At 42.0% G+C, this 18981-nt stretch carries 14 protein-coding genes and 1 pseudogene; 3 read left to right on the top strand and 12 right to left on the bottom strand.

Translation table 11 applies throughout. The features are described 5' to 3' along the window. Positions 1 to 210: 210 nt before the first annotated feature. From ACH9UM_RS03360 to ACH9UM_RS03325, 8 genes are all read right to left on the bottom strand, one after another. Entirely contained in the window at positions 211 to 1203 is a 993-nt protein-coding gene (locus tag ACH9UM_RS03360) for an ABC transporter permease (RefSeq protein ID WP_004846418.1), read from the bottom strand. Further along, positions 1196 to 2293, bottom strand: coding sequence for an ABC transporter permease (locus ACH9UM_RS03355; RefSeq protein WP_004846419.1), 1098 nt, complete (start codon positions 2291 to 2293; stop codon positions 1196 to 1198). The genes ACH9UM_RS03360 and ACH9UM_RS03355 overlap by 8 nt, the downstream gene beginning before the upstream one ends. Further along, positions 2290 to 3822: an ABC transporter ATP-binding protein gene (locus ACH9UM_RS03350; RefSeq protein WP_004846420.1), complete on the bottom strand. Its 1533-nt coding sequence runs from the start codon at positions 3820 to 3822 to the stop codon at positions 2290 to 2292. Before ACH9UM_RS03350 ends, ACH9UM_RS03355 begins: the two co-directional genes overlap by 4 nt. A gap of 216 nt (positions 3823 to 4038) precedes the next feature. Then, entirely contained in the window at positions 4039 to 5211 is a 1173-nt protein-coding gene (locus ACH9UM_RS03345; protein ID WP_004846421.1) for a BMP family ABC transporter substrate-binding protein, read from the bottom strand. A gap of 121 nt (positions 5212 to 5332) precedes the next feature. Continuing rightward, the gene (locus tag ACH9UM_RS03340) at positions 5333 to 7873 is read right to left on the bottom strand and encodes a heavy metal translocating P-type ATPase (RefSeq protein WP_118188833.1); all 2541 of its coding nucleotides are present in this window, start codon (positions 7871 to 7873) and stop codon (positions 5333 to 5335) included. A 53-nt stretch (positions 7874 to 7926) separates the two neighbouring features. Beyond that, positions 7927 to 8238 carry a metal-sensing transcriptional repressor gene (locus ACH9UM_RS03335; RefSeq protein WP_009242563.1) on the bottom strand — a complete coding sequence of 104 codons (312 nt, stop codon included), beginning with the start codon at positions 8236 to 8238 and terminating at the stop codon, positions 7927 to 7929. Between the two features lie 239 nt (positions 8239 to 8477). Next, positions 8478 to 9233: a type I 3-dehydroquinate dehydratase gene (aroD, locus tag ACH9UM_RS03330; protein WP_004846425.1), complete on the bottom strand. Its 756-nt coding sequence runs from the start codon at positions 9231 to 9233 to the stop codon at positions 8478 to 8480. Positions 9234 to 9275: 42 nt separating this feature from the next. Continuing rightward, the gene (locus ACH9UM_RS03325; protein ID WP_009242562.1) at positions 9276 to 9623 is read right to left on the bottom strand and encodes an arsenate reductase family protein; all 348 of its coding nucleotides are present in this window, start codon (positions 9621 to 9623) and stop codon (positions 9276 to 9278) included. Positions 9624 to 9896: 273 nt separating this feature from the next. Here ACH9UM_RS03325 and ACH9UM_RS03320 point away from each other — a divergent pair. Then, a pseudogene (locus ACH9UM_RS03320) lies at positions 9897 to 11098 on the top strand (FprA family A-type flavoprotein). A gap of 43 nt (positions 11099 to 11141) precedes the next feature. After that, positions 11142 to 11627, top strand: a complete 486-nt coding sequence (locus ACH9UM_RS03315; protein WP_004846428.1) for an AAA family ATPase — start codon at positions 11142 to 11144, stop codon at positions 11625 to 11627. 184 nt (positions 11628 to 11811) lie between these two features. Here ACH9UM_RS03315 and ACH9UM_RS03310 read toward each other — a convergent pair whose 3' ends face one another. The 4 genes from ACH9UM_RS03310 to pth all read right to left on the bottom strand — a co-directional run bounded on the left by ACH9UM_RS03310 (position 11812) and on the right by pth (position 18393). Beyond that, positions 11812 to 13053: an IS256 family transposase gene (locus ACH9UM_RS03310; RefSeq protein WP_009321026.1), complete on the bottom strand. Its 1242-nt coding sequence runs from the start codon at positions 13051 to 13053 to the stop codon at positions 11812 to 11814. A 189-nt stretch (positions 13054 to 13242) separates the two neighbouring features. Continuing rightward, complete coding sequence (locus tag ACH9UM_RS03305; RefSeq protein ID WP_004846429.1) at positions 13243 to 14313, bottom strand: peptidylprolyl isomerase; 1071 nt, start codon at positions 14311 to 14313, stop codon at positions 13243 to 13245. A 147-nt stretch (positions 14314 to 14460) separates the two neighbouring features. Beyond that, entirely contained in the window at positions 14461 to 17808 is a 3348-nt protein-coding gene (gene mfd, locus ACH9UM_RS03300; protein ID WP_004846430.1) for a transcription-repair coupling factor, read from the bottom strand. A 3-nt stretch (positions 17809 to 17811) separates the two neighbouring features. Further along, a complete protein-coding gene (gene pth, locus ACH9UM_RS03295; RefSeq protein ID WP_004846431.1) occupies positions 17812 to 18393 on the bottom strand; it encodes an aminoacyl-tRNA hydrolase in 582 nt (193 codons plus the stop codon). A gap of 151 nt (positions 18394 to 18544) precedes the next feature. Here pth and ACH9UM_RS03290 point away from each other — a divergent pair, with 151 nt between their 5' ends. Further along, positions 18545 to 18979 (top strand): hypothetical protein, encoded by a 435-nt coding sequence (locus ACH9UM_RS03290; protein ID WP_004846432.1) that lies wholly within the window; start codon positions 18545 to 18547, stop codon positions 18977 to 18979. Positions 18980 to 18981: the final 2 nt, after the last annotated feature.

Here is an 18981-nt window from a genome sequence, read left to right as displayed (position 1 = left end):
AGAACAACCGTACATAAAACAATTACCGGAAGTTTCAAAAGCACATTCCGGTATTATAAACATTCGCCAAGATCTCGGTCACACCCCGACTTTGACCCGTCGCTTATACAAAAATTCAGCTATGCACTTTTCCGAAAACATATCAAAACCCATTACCGTCATCGGAAATCACTATGCATAGCTGAATAAAATATTCATATACGAATCCCTTTATCTTTCCTCGCGGAAATAATTCAGTCCGCAGCTCTTTGGCTGTGCATGCTCCTTACTTCTGCGCATACTTGTGATCACAAGAACAAGTATCGTAGCAATGTACGGGAACATATCATAAATCTGAGCCGGAAGTCCGGGAATATTAATATACATACGCATGATCGTAAGACCGCCGAATACAAGCGCCACAAGCATTCCTCTTGCAGGACTCCATGTTGCAAAAATAACAAGCGCTACCGCAAGCCATCCATACCCGCTGACACAGTTATGCACCCATACGCCTGATGTTGTAACCATGCTCATATACATACCACCGATTCCGCAGATCCCTCCGCCGATCACAGTCGCCATATATTTATATACCGTCGTATTGATACCCGCCGCATCCGCAGTTGCCGGATCTTCCCCGACAGCACGAAGATTCAGTCCCACTCTTGTACGATTAAAAAACCATGTCATAAAAAGCGCTGCCGCGATTGCAAAATAAACGACCCAGTTATACCGGAATAAAAGAGGACCAAGCACCGGGATATCTGACAAAACCGGGATATCAATCCCTGAAAATGCTTTCTTCGTCACTTCAGATACCGCCACATAACCGCCGGCCTTCTGTCCGATATACTCTCCGAAAAAATTTCCGAAACCGGTTCCGAAAATTGTTAATGTCAGACCTGTTACATTTTGATTTGCCCGGAGCGTAATCGTCAAAAAACTGTAGATCAGTGCCCCAAGAGAACCCGCCGCAAAAGAAGTAAGAAGAGCTATGACAGAAGAAACCGCTCCGTTCGGGTTCCCGCCCGAACCGATCACTGCCTGTTCATAATAATACGAACCTGCCAGTCCCGTGATCGCCCCCATGAACATCATTCCCTCTACACCAAGATTTAAGTTTCCTGATTTTTCTGTCAGTATTTCACCGAGCGCTCCTAAAAGAAGCGGCGTTCCGGCCAATACTGCCGCAATAAATAATCCATTCAACGTATTAAGCATGATGTTCCTCCTTTCCTCTTCCGATCAACTTATATGTGATAAAAAACTCACATCCGAGCATAAAGAACAAAATAATACCAATCAACAGATCGGCCGCAGATGCCGGAATTTTAAACTGTGTCTGAATTGCGTTCGCCCCTCGCTCAAGCATCGCGATAAATACTGATACAACCAACATTCCCGCCGGATTCATTTTTGCGAGCCATGCAACTGTAATGGCCGTAAATCCGACGCCGCCTGCAGTTCCTTCCGTAATCGTAAAGTCCGATCCCGCAAACTGAAGCATTCCGACAAGTCCGCAAAGCGCTCCGGATAAAAACATCGTTCTGCGGAATACCCGTCCCACATTGATTCCCGCATATCTGGCAGTATTATTGCTTTCACCTACAACAGCAATTTCATAGCCTTGTTTCGTCTTATTAAAATAAATATAAGATACGACAACGAGAATAAGCGCTAAGATCCATCCCCAGTGCACTCCGAATACTTTTGTCAAACGCGCTCCCGGAACAAGCATCGCTATTTTCGGATAGCTGCTTCCCGGAGCTTTCCACGGGCCGTTCATAAGATATTTGATAAATGCCAGAGCAATATAATTTAACATCAGTGTAAACAACGTCTCATTTGTTCCCCACTTCGCCTTGCAGACAGCCGGGAGCAAACCGTACAAACCGCCCGCTACGATCGCCGCCAGCATCATAAGAATTACAAGTGGGATCTTCGGAAAAATATGAGCAGTAAAAAGACCAAACGCACCTGCCGCAACTGCACCTACCAAAATCTGTCCTTCCGCCCCTATATTCCAGAATTTCATTTTGAACGCAAAAGAAATTCCGATCGCCGTGATAAGAAGCGGAATTGCGATCTTAATCGTCTCATAAGAAACAGTCTTCGTTCCCCATGCTCCCTTTATCATGGAAATATATACCGAAAACGGATTATGTCCGAGCATCATGATCACGACAGCGCCCGTAGCCAAAGATAAAAGAAAAGCAGCCGCACGGATCATCCACGCTTTTTTCTGAGGAATCGCATCTCTTTTTACCATTCGGAACAAAGGCTCTTTCGCATGTGTCACATTGGAACTCATTCTGTCACCTCCTCTTTTTCTCCATCTTGTTCTGTACGGATCATCATTAATCCGATTTCTTCTTTTGTCACTTTTCTCGGATCGACAATACCGCTTACCTTTCCTCCGCACATAACCATGATGCGGTCCGAAAGCTGCATAAGCACATCAAGATCTTCTCCGATAAATACAACCGCAACTCCCTTTTTCTTCTGTTCGTTCAAAAGATCATAGATTCTGTAAGACGCATTGATATCAAGACCTCTTACCGGATATGCGACAATCAGAACCGACGGCTGACAGGCTATCTCTCTTCCTAAAAGAACTTTCTGCACATTACCTCCCGAAAGTCTTCCTACCGGAGTTTCCACGCCCGGAGTTACGATTTCTAATTCCTTAATCAGTTTTTCCGCAAGATCTCTCGGACTTTTCCGATCTACAAAAATACCTTTGTTCGACTTATAACTTCTAAGCATGACATTATCTGTCATATCCATTCCGGCAACAAGACCCATTCCAAGACGATCTTCCGGAACAAATGCCATTGAAATTCCTTTTTTGGCGATTTCATCCGGGCTTAATCCTAAAATACGTTCTTTTACCGCCCCTTTTTCTGATGATTCAGAATACAAAACAGATCCCCCGACAGAAGGATAAAGTCCCGCAATCGTCTCGCACAGTTCTTTTTGTCCGCTTCCTGCAATTCCGGCGATTCCCAGTATCTCTCCTGCATAAGCATCAAACGAAACATTATCAAGAGCCTTCACTCCGTCTCCGCTCAAACAGGTAAGATCGATCACCCGAAGACGTTTTCCGCCCCGTTTTACTTCCGGTCTTTCAATCTCAAGACTGATCGGCCGGCCGACCATCATTTCCGTAAGTTGATCCGGATCGGTTTCCGAAGTTTCCACAACTCCGATATATTCTCCCTTTCGCAAGATCGCAACACGATCTGATATCGCCATTACTTCATTTAATTTATGTGTAATGATGATGATCGATTTCCCGTGTTTTTTCATGTTTTTCAAAACAGCAAACAGCTTTTCCGTTTCCTGAGGAGTAAGAACCGCCGTAGGTTCGTCTAAAATCAAAATATCCGCGCCTTTGTACAGCACTTTTAATATTTCCACCGTTTGTTTTTCAGAAACCGACATATTGTAAACTTTCTTTGTCGGATCAAGATCAAAGCCATATTTTTGTGCTAATTCTGCTACTTTCCGATTGATCTCACGGCGTTTTAACACCGTTTTCCCTTCCAATCCCAACACGATATTTTCCGCTGCCGTCAACACATCCACAAGCTTAAAATGCTGATGGATCATTCCGATTCCGAGAGTAAAAGAATCCTTCGGGGAACGAATCGTTACCTCCTTCCCTTTTACATAAATCTCTCCGTAATCCGGAAAATAAATTCCTGACAACATGTTCATCAATGTTGTTTTTCCACTTCCGTTTTCACCGAGAAGCGCAAGGATCTCCCCTGTTTTCAGTTCAAGATCTACATTTTTATTGGCAACGACTTTACCGAATGTTTTCGTTACATGATGCATTTTTATTGCATACTGCGCTGCTTCTCCCAAATTTTTTTCCTCCTTCTTCTCTCCTGCCGTATCTTTCTCATTTCCTCATGAAATCCTCATAGAACAAAGCGGTATTCCGCTTAAAAAACATTTAATGTTATAAACAAAGCCGTCCGAAGACGGCTCTGTTTTCATTTTCCGAAGATATCTTCTTTCGGATTTATTTTTTAGAATTACTTTATACAATTACTGAACTACGTTACATCCCTCGATAATATACTGCCATGACGGTGCAGAAGCCTCTTCCTGTTCCGGGAAATGATCTCCCTCTGCAACTTCAATCTTCTCTCCGTCCGGACTTACTCCTTTAAGCGGACCGCCGAATACAAAAAGTTCTCCGTTTTTCAGCGCTTCCGCCGCTTTATCGATCGCCTCCTGCGTTCCCTCTGCTGCGATCTTCTCATTCAATGGAGACAAATAAACGGCTCCGTCGGCATATCCTTTGCACCAGTCAGCCGGAATTTCTTTTCCGTCGATCACTGCCTGAACAGCTTCTGTCACATAAATTCCCCAGTCAATACGAGGAGAAACTAAAGACGCATTCGGTGCAGCGGCAATCATATCATTATTATATCCAACCTGCCATACTCCATTATCCTCAGCTGTCGTTGCCGGAGCTGTAGAATCCGAATGCTGGGAGATCACATCGCATCCGCGGTCGATAAGAGCTTTTGCAACCTGAGACTCGATTGTCGGATCATTCCATGAATTTGTATACATAATATCCATTGTTACATCAGGATTCACACTTTTTGCTCCAAGATAGAACGCTGTATATCCGCTGATAACCTCTGCAAACGGATGTGCCGCTACGTAGCCGAGTTTATTTGTTTCTGTCTTAAGTCCTGCCGCAATACCTGCCAGATAACGTCCCTCATAAATAGACGCAAAATAATTATGGAAGTTATCCAGTCCTGAATCCGATGCCTGGAATCCTGTCGCATGACAGAACTGGATGTCCGGATACTCTGCGGCTACTTCTTTCACATAGTCTTCAAACCCGAAGCTTGTTGCAAAGATAATGTTGCATCCTGCTTCTACGAGTTCTCTAAGAGCTGTATCACATTCTGCATCTTCCGGCACATTATATTTGTTGATGATCTGGTCATCGCTCAATCCCAGTTCTTTCTGCATTTCCTTTGTTCCCAGATCATGATTGTATGTATATCCCATATCGCTCGGATCGGAAATATGTACAAATCCTACCTTGATTTCATCTTTCGGAATTCCTTCCGACGCCTCTTTTTTGGAGTCTCCTCCTTTGTCTTTGCCTGCGTCTGCCGCCGGAGCTCCGCACCCTGCAACGAGAGTGACTGCCATAGCTGCACACAAGAATGCGCTGAGCATTTTCTTCTTCATTGTTTTTCCTCCTTTTATTCCGTTCTTTTTAAAAGAACGATGCTCGTTAAAAAAGCTACCCACTTTTCAGAAATCCGTTCTTCAAATGGATAGCTACATACCTATATTACTATTCAAATTGTCAGAAGTCAATCCCCAACACTTTATAATCCTGATCTTCCACTGCCTTTTTAAGTACTTCGTCAGCAACCTCTTCTGTCATTTCAACAACTGCCGTGCCGGTTTCATGACTGACTTCCGCCTGTTCCACTCCATCCAGCGCTTCAAGAACCTTTTTCACTCTCGCCTCGCAGTGTCCGCACATCATTCCTTCGATTTTCATTACTTTTTTCATTGTTTTATTCTCCTTTTCTTCTTCAGAATTTTTCTTGTTTTTTTGACTTCTTTTTCTATCTTTAGAACCATCATATAATTTAAACAAATTCAGCCTCAGGGCGTTGCTTACAACACATACGCTTGACAGACTCATTGCCGCTGCCCCGAACATCGGATTTAATTTCCACCCGAAGATAGGAATCCAGATTCCCGCTGCGAGCGGAATGCCGATCACATTATAAAAAAATGCCCAGAAAAGATTTTCATGAATATTGCGAAGCGCTGCCCGACTCATGCGCACAGCGGCAGGCACGTCGCTCAACCTGCTTTTCATAAGCACAATATCCGCCGCATCAATAGCGATATCCGTTCCTGCTCCGATGGCGATTCCGACATCCGCCCGCGTAAGAGCCGGCGCATCATTAATCCCGTCCCCAACCATCGCCACTTTTCCTTCTTCTTTTAATTTTTTGATCACATCCTCTTTTCCATCAGGTAAAACACCGGCAATCACTTCATCTACACCCGCCTGCTCTCCGATCGCTTTTGCCGTACGCTCATTATCGCCTGTGAGCATGACCACCTTGATCCCCATATTTTTCAATTCTCTGACCGCCTGCGGACTGTCTTCTTTTATAATGTCTGCAACGGCGATTATGCCGATCAGTTCCTCATTCCTTCCGAAAAATAACGGTGTTTTTCCTTCTGATGCAAAACTTTCCGCCTGCTTTCTTACCGCTTCCGAAATAACAGTTCTTCCTTCTGCAAATTTCAAGTTTCCGCCGAAAAATTTATCGCCGCCTATCTCTCCCGTCAAACCATTTCCGGAAACTGCCGTAAAGTTTTTCGCTTCTTCTTTCGTCTGGATTGCTTCTTCCTCTGCCTTTTTCAAAATTGCATGCGCTAACGGATGTTCACTTTTCTTTTCAAGAATGTATGCATACGTCAGAAGTTCCGACTCACTAAAAGCCGAACCGGGCAAAATATCTGTCACCGTCGGTCTTCCTTTTGTGATCGTTCCTGTTTTGTCCAGCACTACAACATCAATTTTCCCCGTTTCTTCAAGAGAAACTGCTGTTTTAAATAAAATTCCGTTCTTTGCTCCCACACCGTTTCCGACCATAATCGCAACCGGCGTCGCAAGACCGAGAGCACAAGGACAACTGATCACAAGAACCGAGATTCCCCGTGCAAGAGCAAAACCGATCGTTTCTCCGAATGCAAGCCATACAATAATCGTCAAAACAGCAACTGCCATAACAACCGGAACAAACACTCCCGACACTTTATCTGCCACTTTTGCGATCGGAGCTTTTGTCGCAGCCGCATCTCCCACCATATGGATAATCTGAGACAAAGTTGTGTCTTCTCCCACTCTGGTCGCCTTACATCTCAAAAAACCGGACTGGTTTATCGTCGCGCCCGATACACAATCTCTCTCTTTTTTATCAACCGGAATACTTTCGCCGGTAAGCGCTGATTCGTCAACCGCTCCGCTTCCTTCGACTACAATACCGTCAGTCGGAATGCTTTCCCCCGGACGAACGACAAACAGATCTCCCTTTTGCACTTGTTCGATCCCGATTTTTACTTCCTCGCCGCCGCGCACAACAGTCGCCGTCTTAGGCGCAAGACCCATCAGACCTTTCAGCGCATCTGTCGTCTTTCCTTTTGACCTTGCTTCCAGAAGTTTACCGACTGTGATCAATGTCAGGATCATCGCCGCAGATTCAAAATAAAACTCATGCATATATGTCATTACTTCTGCCGCATTCCCACGCATCTGCGCATCTGTCATCGCAAACAGAGCATAAATACTGTAGCCGTAAGACGCGCCTGCGCCAAGAGCAACCAGGGTATCCATATTCGGCGCTTTATGAAAAAGTCCTCTGACTCCACTGATAAAAAACTTCTGATTGATCACCATTACGGCTGTTGTCAGCAGAAGCTGTATGATCCCCATTGCCACGTGATTCTCGCTCACAATTTCCGGAACTTTCCATCCCCACATCATATGCCCCATTGACAGATACATTAACGGAATCAAAAAACAAAGAGAGGCGATCAATCGCTTTTTCATCTCAGGCGTTTCCTTATCTTTTAATTCTCCGCTCTTTTCCATCCTGCCTGCTTCCTGTCCTGTCCTGCTTTCTTTCTCCGCCGCCTTATATCCCGCCGCCTCTACAGCTTCAATAACTGTCTGTGCATCGACAGCCCCCTCTACTCCCATAGAATTAGTCAGCAGATTTACAGAACATGACGTAACTCCTTCAATCTTTGATACAGCTTTTTCTACACGTGCACTGCATGCCGCACAGCTCATACCTGTAACTTCATATTGTTTCAACCGGTTTCCTCCTTTCGATTCTCAAATCCTCGATTCCATTGCCTTTTCAGAATCTATTTCATAAGTTTTCTCAAAACTGTTACAAGTTCATCTATCGTCTCATCTTTTCCTTCCCTGATATCTTCCGAAACACAAGTACGGATATGTTCTGATAAAAGAACTTTATTAAAACTGTTCAATGCCGCGGTAATCGCCGAAACTTGTATAAGAATATCCGGACAATACGCATTATTCTCCACCATTCTGCGAATCCCCCTCACTTGCCCTTCTATTCTGTTTAAGCGGTTTATCATCAATTTTGTTTCTTCTTCTGTACGCTTTTTTATCCGATGTGTACATTCCGGACATTTCTTTTCTTTTTCCATAATTATCCTCCGAATATATTTTCCGGCTTTTGCCTTTTCTCCCTCTCACCATCATACTTTAAACCTAAAATACCCATATGGGGTATGTATAAGTGCATTATATACCCATATTAGGTATATTGCAACTGTTTTTTCATCGAGATATAAAATTTCAGATCTGCATAACAACTTTATCTGTTTATAAAAACATCCATAATGAAAGAGCAACTAACTTCTCATCGAAATTAATTGCCCTTTTATCAAACGTCATGCAAGATTTTAAGCACCATTCGAAGCTCTTCTGCCCCGAGCTGTCCCGGCGCCGACGCTTTTTTGACCGCTCCGAATGTAAGAGCAGAACCAAATGCTTCACCGCAAATACGACTGACTACTCCTACTTCCGACATAGACATTGTAACGACCGGACACTTTGCATGCTCCCTCACCATCTCTTCCGTTGCCAAAAGCAGCGTAAGCACATCTTTTTTAGATTGAGGCATTACCGCTATTTTCACAATATCCGCACCACACTCCTGCATAAAGCAAAGCCTCGATACAATTTCTTCTTTTGGCGGAGTTTTTTGAAAATCATGGTTAGATGCTATCACTTTTACTCCATACAAATGCGCCGTTTCTACGATTGTATTTACCTCATCTGTCCCGGTAAACGCTTCTGCATCCACAAGATCTGCAAAACCCGTTTTTACTGCCATCTCATTCAGCTTTACATATACACTCTTTTCAATCTCTTTCTCCCCGCCTTCTTTTAATGTGCGAAATGTGAAAAGGAGCGGAATGTCTCCAAGCGTCTCTCTTAATTCTTCCATCATCTTTTCTGTCTTTTTAAAATCCAGAACATCTTCATACCAATCTGCGCGCCATTCCACAAGATCCGCCGTTTCTTTCGCTTTACAAGCTGCGTCAATAATATCGTCTCTCGTAATTCCGACAACAGGCACGCAGATTTTCGGGATTCCTTTTCCTATCTCTACCTTTCTGACATTTACCGTATTCATATGCTCTTCTCTCTTTTAACTATATTTAAAAATCTTAACCGCTTATAAAATCTCCTGCCACTCCTTTTCTTTAAAACCAACGAGAACCTTCTCATTTTGCACGAGAATCGGTCTTTTTACAAGCATCCCGTCAGAAGCGAGCAGTTCAATCTGTTCATCCTCACTCATATTCGGAATCCTGTCTTTTAACTGCATTTCTTTGTAAAGTTTTCCACTCGTATTAAAAAAGCGCTTCAACGGAAGTCCGCTTTTCCTCCACCACGTTTTCAGTTCTTCCGCTGTTGGTTTCTCTTCTTTGATATCTCTTTGCTCAAATTCAATTTCTTTTTCTTCCAGCCATTTTTTTGCTTTCATGCATGTACTGCATTTCGGATAACATACAAATAACATTTTCTTTCTCCTTTCGTTTGCTACTCTGACCTTTTCCGGTCTTTCATTTTGCTTTGAAAAATCTACCGATTTTTTCTTTTATAATATTTTGAATACAGCCGAATCTATTTAACAGTGTATCTCATTTTTCCTGCAGATACAATTCTTATTTTTCTTATTTTTACTCACATAAATATTGCGCTTTTTTTCTATTGTGCTAGAATATAATCGACTATTTTTTAACATTCAACTTACTTGTTTATTTTGTATATTAAATTTAGGAGGAATCTTATAATGCAATGTTTCAGAAAAGTAACAGAAGACTTATATTGGGTCGGGGGAAACGATCGTCAGATTGAATTGTTTGAAAATATTTTCCCTCTTGCCAAAGGTGTCTCTTACAACTCATACCTTCTTTTGGATGAACAGACAGTTCTTTTTGATACAGCCGACTATGCGATCGGAAAACAATTTATAGAAAACGTTATGTCTGTACTGAACGGCCGCAATCTTGACTATATCGTTGTCAATCACATGGAACCGGATCACTGTTCTCTTATCGGAGAACTCCTTCTTCACTATCCCGACGTAAAGATTATCGGAAACGCAAAAACATTCCCGATGATCGAACAATTTTTCAGCTTTGACCTGACGGGGAAAACACTCACAGTCAAAGAAGGAGATACTTTCTGTTCCGGAAAACATACGTTTCGTTTTATTATGTCCCCAATGGTTCACTGGCCCGAAGCAATGATGACTTATGACGAAAAGGATAAAGTGCTCTTCTCTGCCGATGCTTTCGGCACATTTAATGCATTAAACGGAAATTTATTCAACGATGAACTTGATTTTAACAGAGAGTGGCTTGATGAAGCGCGCCGTTATTATACAAATATCGTCGGAAAATACGGCCCGCAAGTTCAAAATGTATTGAAAAAAGCCTCATCTCTTGACATTCAGATGATCTGTCCGCTCCACGGTTAGTCTGGAGAAGTAATCTGAATTTTATTATAGAAAAATACAATCTTTGGAGCCGATATGAACCGGAAGAAAAGGGAGTTATGATCGCTTATGCTTCCATGTACGGAAATACCGAAAATATGGCAGAAATCCTTGCCGTTATGCTGGCAGAGGCAGGCGTAAAAAACATTCATATGCATAACATTTCCAAGACCCATGTATCCGAACTGATTTCCGACAGCTTCAAATACAGCCACATTGTACTTGCCTCCCCAACATATAATAACGGCATTTATCCTCTGATGGACAATTATTTGGAAGACATGAAAGCTCTTTCCCTGCAAAATCGTACGATTGCCGTGCTTGGAAATGGATCATGGGCTCCTCAGGCAACAAAACTGATTTCCGCAAAGATCAAAGAAATGAAAAACATGCGTCTTTTAGAAGCTTCCGTTACAATAAAATCTTCTCTCAAAGAAGCACAGCTTGAGGAATTAAATTCTCTCAGCAGACAAATCGCCGAAGAAGTGTTATAATAATATTTGATTAAATTTTAAACGTCACAAAGGAGGAGTTCTTATGAAGTTAGTAATCACCATGAGCCGTCGTTTCGGAACAGGCGCCAGCATTATTGCCACAGAACTTTCCAAACGTCTCGACATACCGGTATATGACAAGGCTTATATTGAGGAACAGTTAAACGATCGCATGTATGAGAGCGAAGCTGAAGCAATCAGGAAGCTCGCCGAGCATCCGTGCATCATTCTCGGCCGCTGTGCATCCGATATTTTAAAAGACAAGATGAACGTACTGAATATTTTCGTGTGTGCCGACAAAGAAGACCGTATTCGCAGAATTATGGAAAAAGAAAACCTCGACTACAACGGTGCAAAAGAGAGAGTCGAAACAACTGATGAAGAAAGAGCTTCTTATTATTATGAACATACAGGAAAAACATGGGGAGACGTCAATGATTACCATATGATACTTGACACATCCGAACTTGGGGTTGAAAATTGCGCAAACATCCTTATGCAATATTTTGAAAAATTAGAATATATTTAAACCGGAATGTTGTTTCTTGTATAAAACGAGACTATGAAGAAAAGTCTGTAAATATGATCTTCTATGATAAGAATGAGCGATAGGCTTAAACAAAATCAGCTTTTCGCCCTTGCTTTATATATAACAGTTACAAAATTGCATGTCAACAGCAGGCGGGTAATCCGCCTGTTTTTCTGCTTTTTTATTACTCTGGCAAGCGACCTTCATACATGATACTTAACTCTCCATAAACCTGAGCCCAGTTCCGGATTGTTGCAGTCCATTTTTTTGTAGCTTCAAAGGTAGCCAGATAAAGGGCTTTTAAAAGGGCTGTATCGCTTGGAAAGACGCTTCTCTGACGGTTCAGCTTCCGATAAGTGGAATTCAGAGATTCAATGGCATTTGTTGTATAAATGACCTTTCTAACCGCTGCTGAAAACTTGAAGATTGGGGAAATAGCATCCCAGTTATCCTTCCAGCGTTTCATGGAATTCGGATATTTTGCAGTCCATTTTTCCATTACCCGATCCAAAGCTGCCAAAGCTTTCTTTTCATCCGCTGCCTGATATATCGTTTTCAAATCTGTGGCAAATGCTTTTCTGTCTTTATCTGGAACATATTTCAAGGTATTTCGCACTTGATGAACGATACATCTTTGATATTCTGTCTTAGGAAATGCTGCCGCAATCGCTTCTTTGATACCTGTGAGTCCATCTGCACAAATGATCAGGATATCTTTTACACCACGATTTTTTAATTCGTTTAAGACGGAGAGCCAATACTTGGAACTTTCATTTTCTCCAATACTGATAGTAAGCACTTCTTTCTTACCTTCCGCATTAATCCCAAGAATGACATACGCAGCAAGCTTCCGGATCACTCCATTATCACGGACGGAATAGTGAATCGCATCAATATACAGGATTGGATAAACTTCATCTAATGGCCGATTCTGCCAGTCTTCAATTTGTGGGAGAATCTTGTCTGTAACATCTGATATAAAACCTTCGGATGTTTCAAAACCATAAATATCTTCGATTGTTTCTGAAATCTGCCGGGTTGTCATACCTTTTGCATACATAGAAATAATCTTCTGATCGATATCTGAAATGTCTTTCTGACGTTTCTTTACTACTTGAGGTTCAAAAGTTGATTTTCTGTCTTGTGGAACTTCAATCTCCATAGAACCATAACGACTATTCACTCTTTTTCGCTTATAACCATTGCGATAATCACCGCTATCAGAACGTTGTGATTTTTCATATCCCAAGTGGTCATCCATTTCCGCTTCCATCATCTCTTTGATGGTTCCACCAAGAAGATCTTTCAGCGCATCCTGGATATCTTCTGCTGATTGGATATCGTATTCTTTCAAGAGCTGGTGAATGATGTTACGTTTTCCTTCTGTCATTTGTACTTTGTGTACAGGTTTCTTTTCTCTTGCCATAATAAAAGGCCTCCTTATGATAAAATATTTTACCATAGAAGACCTTCTAAAACATTATTTACAGAAAAAGTTTCACATTCTCTATAAAACAGCTTCATTATAAAAACTCCGAACAGATTCTTTTAATCATAGATTCTGTTCGGAGTTTACTTTATCTGTTTTTATTCTGTTTTTATTTTAATAAAACAATTATTTTGTTTCATCAGAAGAAGGTTCTTCCGAAGAGGATTTTTCCGATGTGATGATCTTTACACCTGTTTCTTCAAAATCTACTTTCTTCCATACTTTCTTATCTACTTTGATATCTGTTTCTTTTCTCCATTTTTTCAGAAGAGAATCATACTGTTCCTGCTTACGCTCTTCGATAATGGAAGCTTTCTTCTGATCCGTTGCCTCGCGATCGAGAAGGCTTGTCAGCTTTGCCACATACACCCCTGCGTCAGACTCGATTGCACCTGTCACATCGCCTTCTGCCGCTAAAGCATTCGCCGCCTCGATCAGAGCTGCATCCGGAGATGTACTCTTTGCATCAAATGCGGTTTTTTGCACCTCTGTTCCGAGTTCTGCTGCAACTGCCGCAAAATCTTCCCCTGCTTTTGCGCGTTCTGCGATCGTTTCTGCAGTTGATTTTGCTTTTGCTTTTTCTTCATCTGTCAGTTCCGTTACCGATCCCGACTCATCTGTTGATGTGTAAGAAAAATATACGTATTCCATACTCTTTTGTGCCGCTTCTTCATCTGACACTTCCTCGTTTACGCCTTCACGCATTTTTTCACTCATCTTTGACTGGATCGTCATAAGCTCCAAATATTTTTCGATATCTTTTCTGTAACCGGAAACCGCCTCTTTTGACTCATCCTTGTTATCTTTATCAAACTGCTCCGCCGCTTTTTGAATCGCTTCTTTCTCATCTTCCGTTAGAACGACTTCGTATTCGCCTGAATGCTGTGAGATGAGGTACATGTTTTCCACTGCTTCCATCACGCTGTCTTTCACTGACTCTTCATACGTCTTGTCATCTCCCGCATCCTGCGTCCACAGTTCTTCTGCAGTTGTCCCCATCATCCCCGCATAATATGTCTCATACTGTCCCTGCATCATCCTTGCATAAAAATTCACAACTCCAAGCGGAACCTTTTCCTTTCCTACCGTTACAACAGTCGCTTCTGCATCAATCGCCCCGCTGCATCCTGTAACCGACGCCGCCGTCAACACTCCTGCCATTGCAAGAAGAGCGGCTTTTTTTCCAAATCGTACCATAACGATTCTCCTCTCCCGTGTTAAAATATCGTCTGTACCGTTCTTTATCACCACGGCACAACATGTTTTTAGTATACCGTGTTTTTATTTCTATCTCAAGTCCTAATTTAAAATCTTAAAGTCAGGTCCTAATTTAAAATCTTAAATTTAAGTCAGCTTTTTTAGGTCTTCCAAAATCCGTCTCACTGTATCCAGTACATTTTCTGTATTGCTTTTTTTGTTTCTGCCTTTTCTGCAATACAGAAAATACGGCGGTTCTTCTGCCCTGAATATCAGATCGTTTTTATAACTATCCAAAAATTTAGGAATACCGGATGGATCGATCTTTGCTTTTTCATACATTGTAAATCGAATTTCTTCACCTTTTTGCTCGATAGCAGTAACATACACCGAATGAGCCAGACTTTTTAAAGATGCTATCACAAGAAGCTGCTGCACTTTTTTCGGAATATCGCCAAAGCGGTCGATCAGTTCTTCCGTCATATCTTCTAACTCTTCCTCACTTTCAATCGCCGCGATCCGTTTATATATATCCAGCTTTTGATATTCATTTTTAATATAATATTCCGGAATATATGCATCTACATTTAGATCAATCAATGTTGTAAACGTTTCTGCTTCCGGCCCGCCTTTTAATTGTCTGACCGCTTCATTTAGCATTTTGCAATAAAGATCATACCCTACCGCTTCCATATGACCGCTCTGCGCTTCTCCTAAAAGATTACCTGCCCCGCGAATTTCAAGGTCTCGCATGGCGATTTTGATTCCGGATCCGAGATCTGTAAACTCACGGATCGCCGAGAGCCTCTTCTCTGCCACTTCTTTTAATAATTTGTCTCTCTGATACAGAAGAAATGCATATGCCATACGATTAGAACGACCGACACGTCCCCGAAGCTGATAAAGCTGAGATAATCCGAATCGGTCCGCATCCTGTATGATCATCGTATTCGCATTCGGAATATCCAATCCGGTCTCAATAATCGTCGTTGAAACAAGAACATCGATATCACCGTTGATAAAATCATACATGATATCTTCCAGCTCCCTCTCTTTCATCTGTCCATGCGCAAATGCAACATTCGCATCCGGAACAAGACTTTGTATACGTCCCGCAACATCGGCAATATCATTGACGCGATTATAAACATAATATACCTGTCCGTCTCTTGCCAACTCCCGCGTGATTGCCTCCCGAACCATTTCGTCATTATACTCCATTACATAAGTCTGAATGGGCATCCTTTCATTCGGAGCTTCTTCTAATACGCTCATATCCCGAATACCGATCAGACTCATATGAAGCGTCCGGGGAATCGGTGTTGCCGTCAATGTCAGAACATCAATATTTTCCTTTAATTTTTTTATTTTTTCTTTATGGGTCACGCCAAACCGTTGTTCTTCGTCTATTATCAGCAATCCAAGATCTTTAAACACTACATCCTTTGACAAAACTCTGTGCGTTCCGACAAGAATATCCACAAACCCTTTCTTCGTGTCCTCTATTGTCTTTTTCTGTTCTGCCGCCGACCGAAACCGACAGAGCAGATCGATTCTTACAGGAAACTCTTTCAGTCGCTGTACAAATGTATTATAGTGCTGCTGAGCTAAAATCGTCGTCGGCACGAGACATACAACCTGTTTTCCTTCCTGAACCGCTTTAAATGCCGCCCGTATAGCAATTTCTGTCTTTCCGTATCCTACGTCTCCGCAGATAAGACGATCCATGATCTTCTTACTTTCCATATCATGCTTTGTATCTTCTATTGCCTGAAGCTGATCATCCGTTTCCTCGAACGGAAACATTTCCTCAAACTCTTTCTGCCAGACAGTATCCGGTCCATATACAAATCCTTCCGACTGTTGTCTGACCGCGTACAATTCTACAAGATCTTTCGCTACAATCTGAACAGCTTTCTTTACTTGGCTTTTTGTTTTTCCCCACTGGATCGTTCCGAGTTTATTCAACCGAGGTTTCTTTGCATCCGCTCCTGCATATTTCTGGATCAGATCCATCTGTGCCACAGGTATATACAAGACTCCGCCTTCGGCATAGACGATCTTCATATAATCTTTTACGATCTTCTCTACTTCAATTTTTTCAATTCCTTTATATACGCCGATTCCATGATTTTCGTGAACAACGTAATCTCCGGGTTTCAGCTCGGCAAAATCCTGAATCCGCTGACCTTCATACTTTTTGCGTTTTTTCTTTTTCTTTTTTCTTCCGAAAATATCCGACTCCGAAATAACGACAAATTTAAGCATCGGATACTCATACCCTTCTGACGCATAGCCGTACGCTGCCATGATCTCGCCCGGTTTTACTTCCCTCTGCATATCTTCACTGTAAAAACTGCTCAAATCATAGTCTCTTAAATCTTCCGCCAGACGTTTTGCTCTCGTTCTCGAACCCGATAAAAGGACAACTCTGTACCCGTTTCGTTTTAACCGCTTTAAATCACGTGTCAAAAGCTCAAAACTGTTATTATAAGGATTTACCCCTTTTGCCTGCACCGTATAAACCGATCTTACTTTAAATAAACCGCATTTTGATTCGAGCGTTGTCAAACCGATCCCGCTGTAACGATTCATCTCACTGATGATATCTTTTGTCTGAAAGACTCTCAACTCTTCTTCGCCTTCTTCTTTCATACCTGCATCAGCCCGGTTTTTCAAACTTTCCGTATATTCCGCCTCTACTGTTTCCGCCGTCTCCTGCAGTCTGTGCGGTTCATCATAAAATAATAGTGTTTCATTTTCCGGAAAATATTTCAAAAAGGATACCAAACCATTGTTTCCAAAACAATTTTCCGAAGCCGGATAAATTGTGATCTCCGAAATATTTTCTATCGACCTCTGGCTCTTAGCATCAAACATACGGATAGAATCGATCTCATCACCCCAAAGCTCAATCCGCACCGGCATCTCTTCCGCAAGAGGAAAAACATCGATAATTCCCCCTCTGACCGCAAACTGACCCGGCGCTTCTATTTGGCTTTCTCTCTCATATCCAAGAGCCGTCAGATCTTGTTCAAGTTTCGTAAGATCAACCGTATCTTCTCCTGTAATATGAATTCTGTTTTTTTGAATTTCATCCGGGGAAATGATCCCGTCCAAAAAAGCATCCATCGTCGTAATCACAGTGACCGGCTCTTCTTTTTTCTTTTCTGCAATCGCTCTTAACACTTCCATTCTTCGATTTGTAAGTGTCTTCCCTTTAATATCCGCATAATAAAAAAGCAAATCTCTTGCAGGATACAAATACGTCTCTTCTCCAAACAGTAAATACTCTTCGTATGCCTTCTTTGCCTTTTCCTCATTTGAAAAAACAACAAGTTTATACCCGCATCCCGATCCGATTCCACTAAGCAAATGTATCTTCTGAGTATTTACACAACCCGAGATCTGTATCATTCCGTTTTCTTTTGTTCTGTTTTTCCGGATTTCTTCATAATCCGCCAGTTCCGCAAGGGGAGCAAGCAACGCTTTCATAATTTATTTTTCCTCTTTCTTTTTCCGGTTATATTCATTCATCGCCTCATTGATCTGACCTGAAACGATCAATTCCACGGCATGAACCGCATGGTCATACCCTTCATCCATCAACTTCGCTTCCCCCTTTGAAAAATGTCCGAGCACATAATCCGCCAAATCGTATTTCGCCGGCTTCTCTCCGACTCCTACTTTAATACGGGGAAATACTTGGCTTCCAAGATGAGCAATAATATTTTTCATCCCGTTATGTCCTCCTGCGCTTCCTTTCGCTCTGATTCTAAGTTGTCCTACGTCTAAGCTGATATCGTCATAAATAACGATCAGTTCATGTTCTTCATCCACCTTATAATAATCAAGCAAACTGCGTACGCTTTCGCCACTTAAATTCATATAAGTCTGGGGCTTAGCCAAAATAACTTTCTGCCCCTGAATGATTCCCTTTCCGATCAGCGCTCTGTGTTTTTTTGCATCCACATCTATATTATATTTCTCTGAAATCCTGTCTATTACTTCAAATCCGACATTATGTCTCGTTCCTTCATATTGTTTTGTCGGATTTCCAAGTCCCGCGATAATAAACATATCTTCTACCTCCTATACAGCACAAATATTTTACAATATCTCTCTTCCTTTGTCACGCAGATAACATGCATATTTTTCCTTTTCCAAACATACACTTATAAAAAAAGCGGATCGCCGTAAAACGGCAGCCGGATAATCGGGAGGTAACTCTATGAGTTCCAGAACAAAAATCGTTGTTCTTCACATGAAAGAAATTATTTATACCGCCATTTTTGCGGCACTTGCGCTCCTTGTCATCGTCCTGCTTATTTTTATGTTCGGAACAGGCAAAAAAGACAGCGCCGTAAAAAACGAAAAACAGTACACGCCCGGAACATATACTTCCACTCTCACACTAAATAATACGAACCTGGAAGTAGAAGTTTCCGTAGACGCTTACAAGATCAATTCAATCCGTTTTTCCAATCTTGATGAAACAGTAACGACTATGTTCCCACTCATCCAGCCTGCCATCGAAGAAATTGCCGAACAAATCTATGAAACACAGTCACCTGATTCAATCACTCTGTCCGAAGATACGCCATATACGTCGCAACTTATATTGGACGCCGTTTCCGAAGCCGTCGAAAAAGCCGCAGTAAAATAACT

Origin of the sequence: Mediterraneibacter torques (assembly GCF_044591705.1) — a bacterium.
In the GTDB taxonomy this organism is placed as follows: Bacteria; Bacillota; Clostridia; order Lachnospirales; family Lachnospiraceae; genus Mediterraneibacter; species Mediterraneibacter torques.
This window is presented reverse-complemented; position numbering and strand designations above follow the sequence as displayed.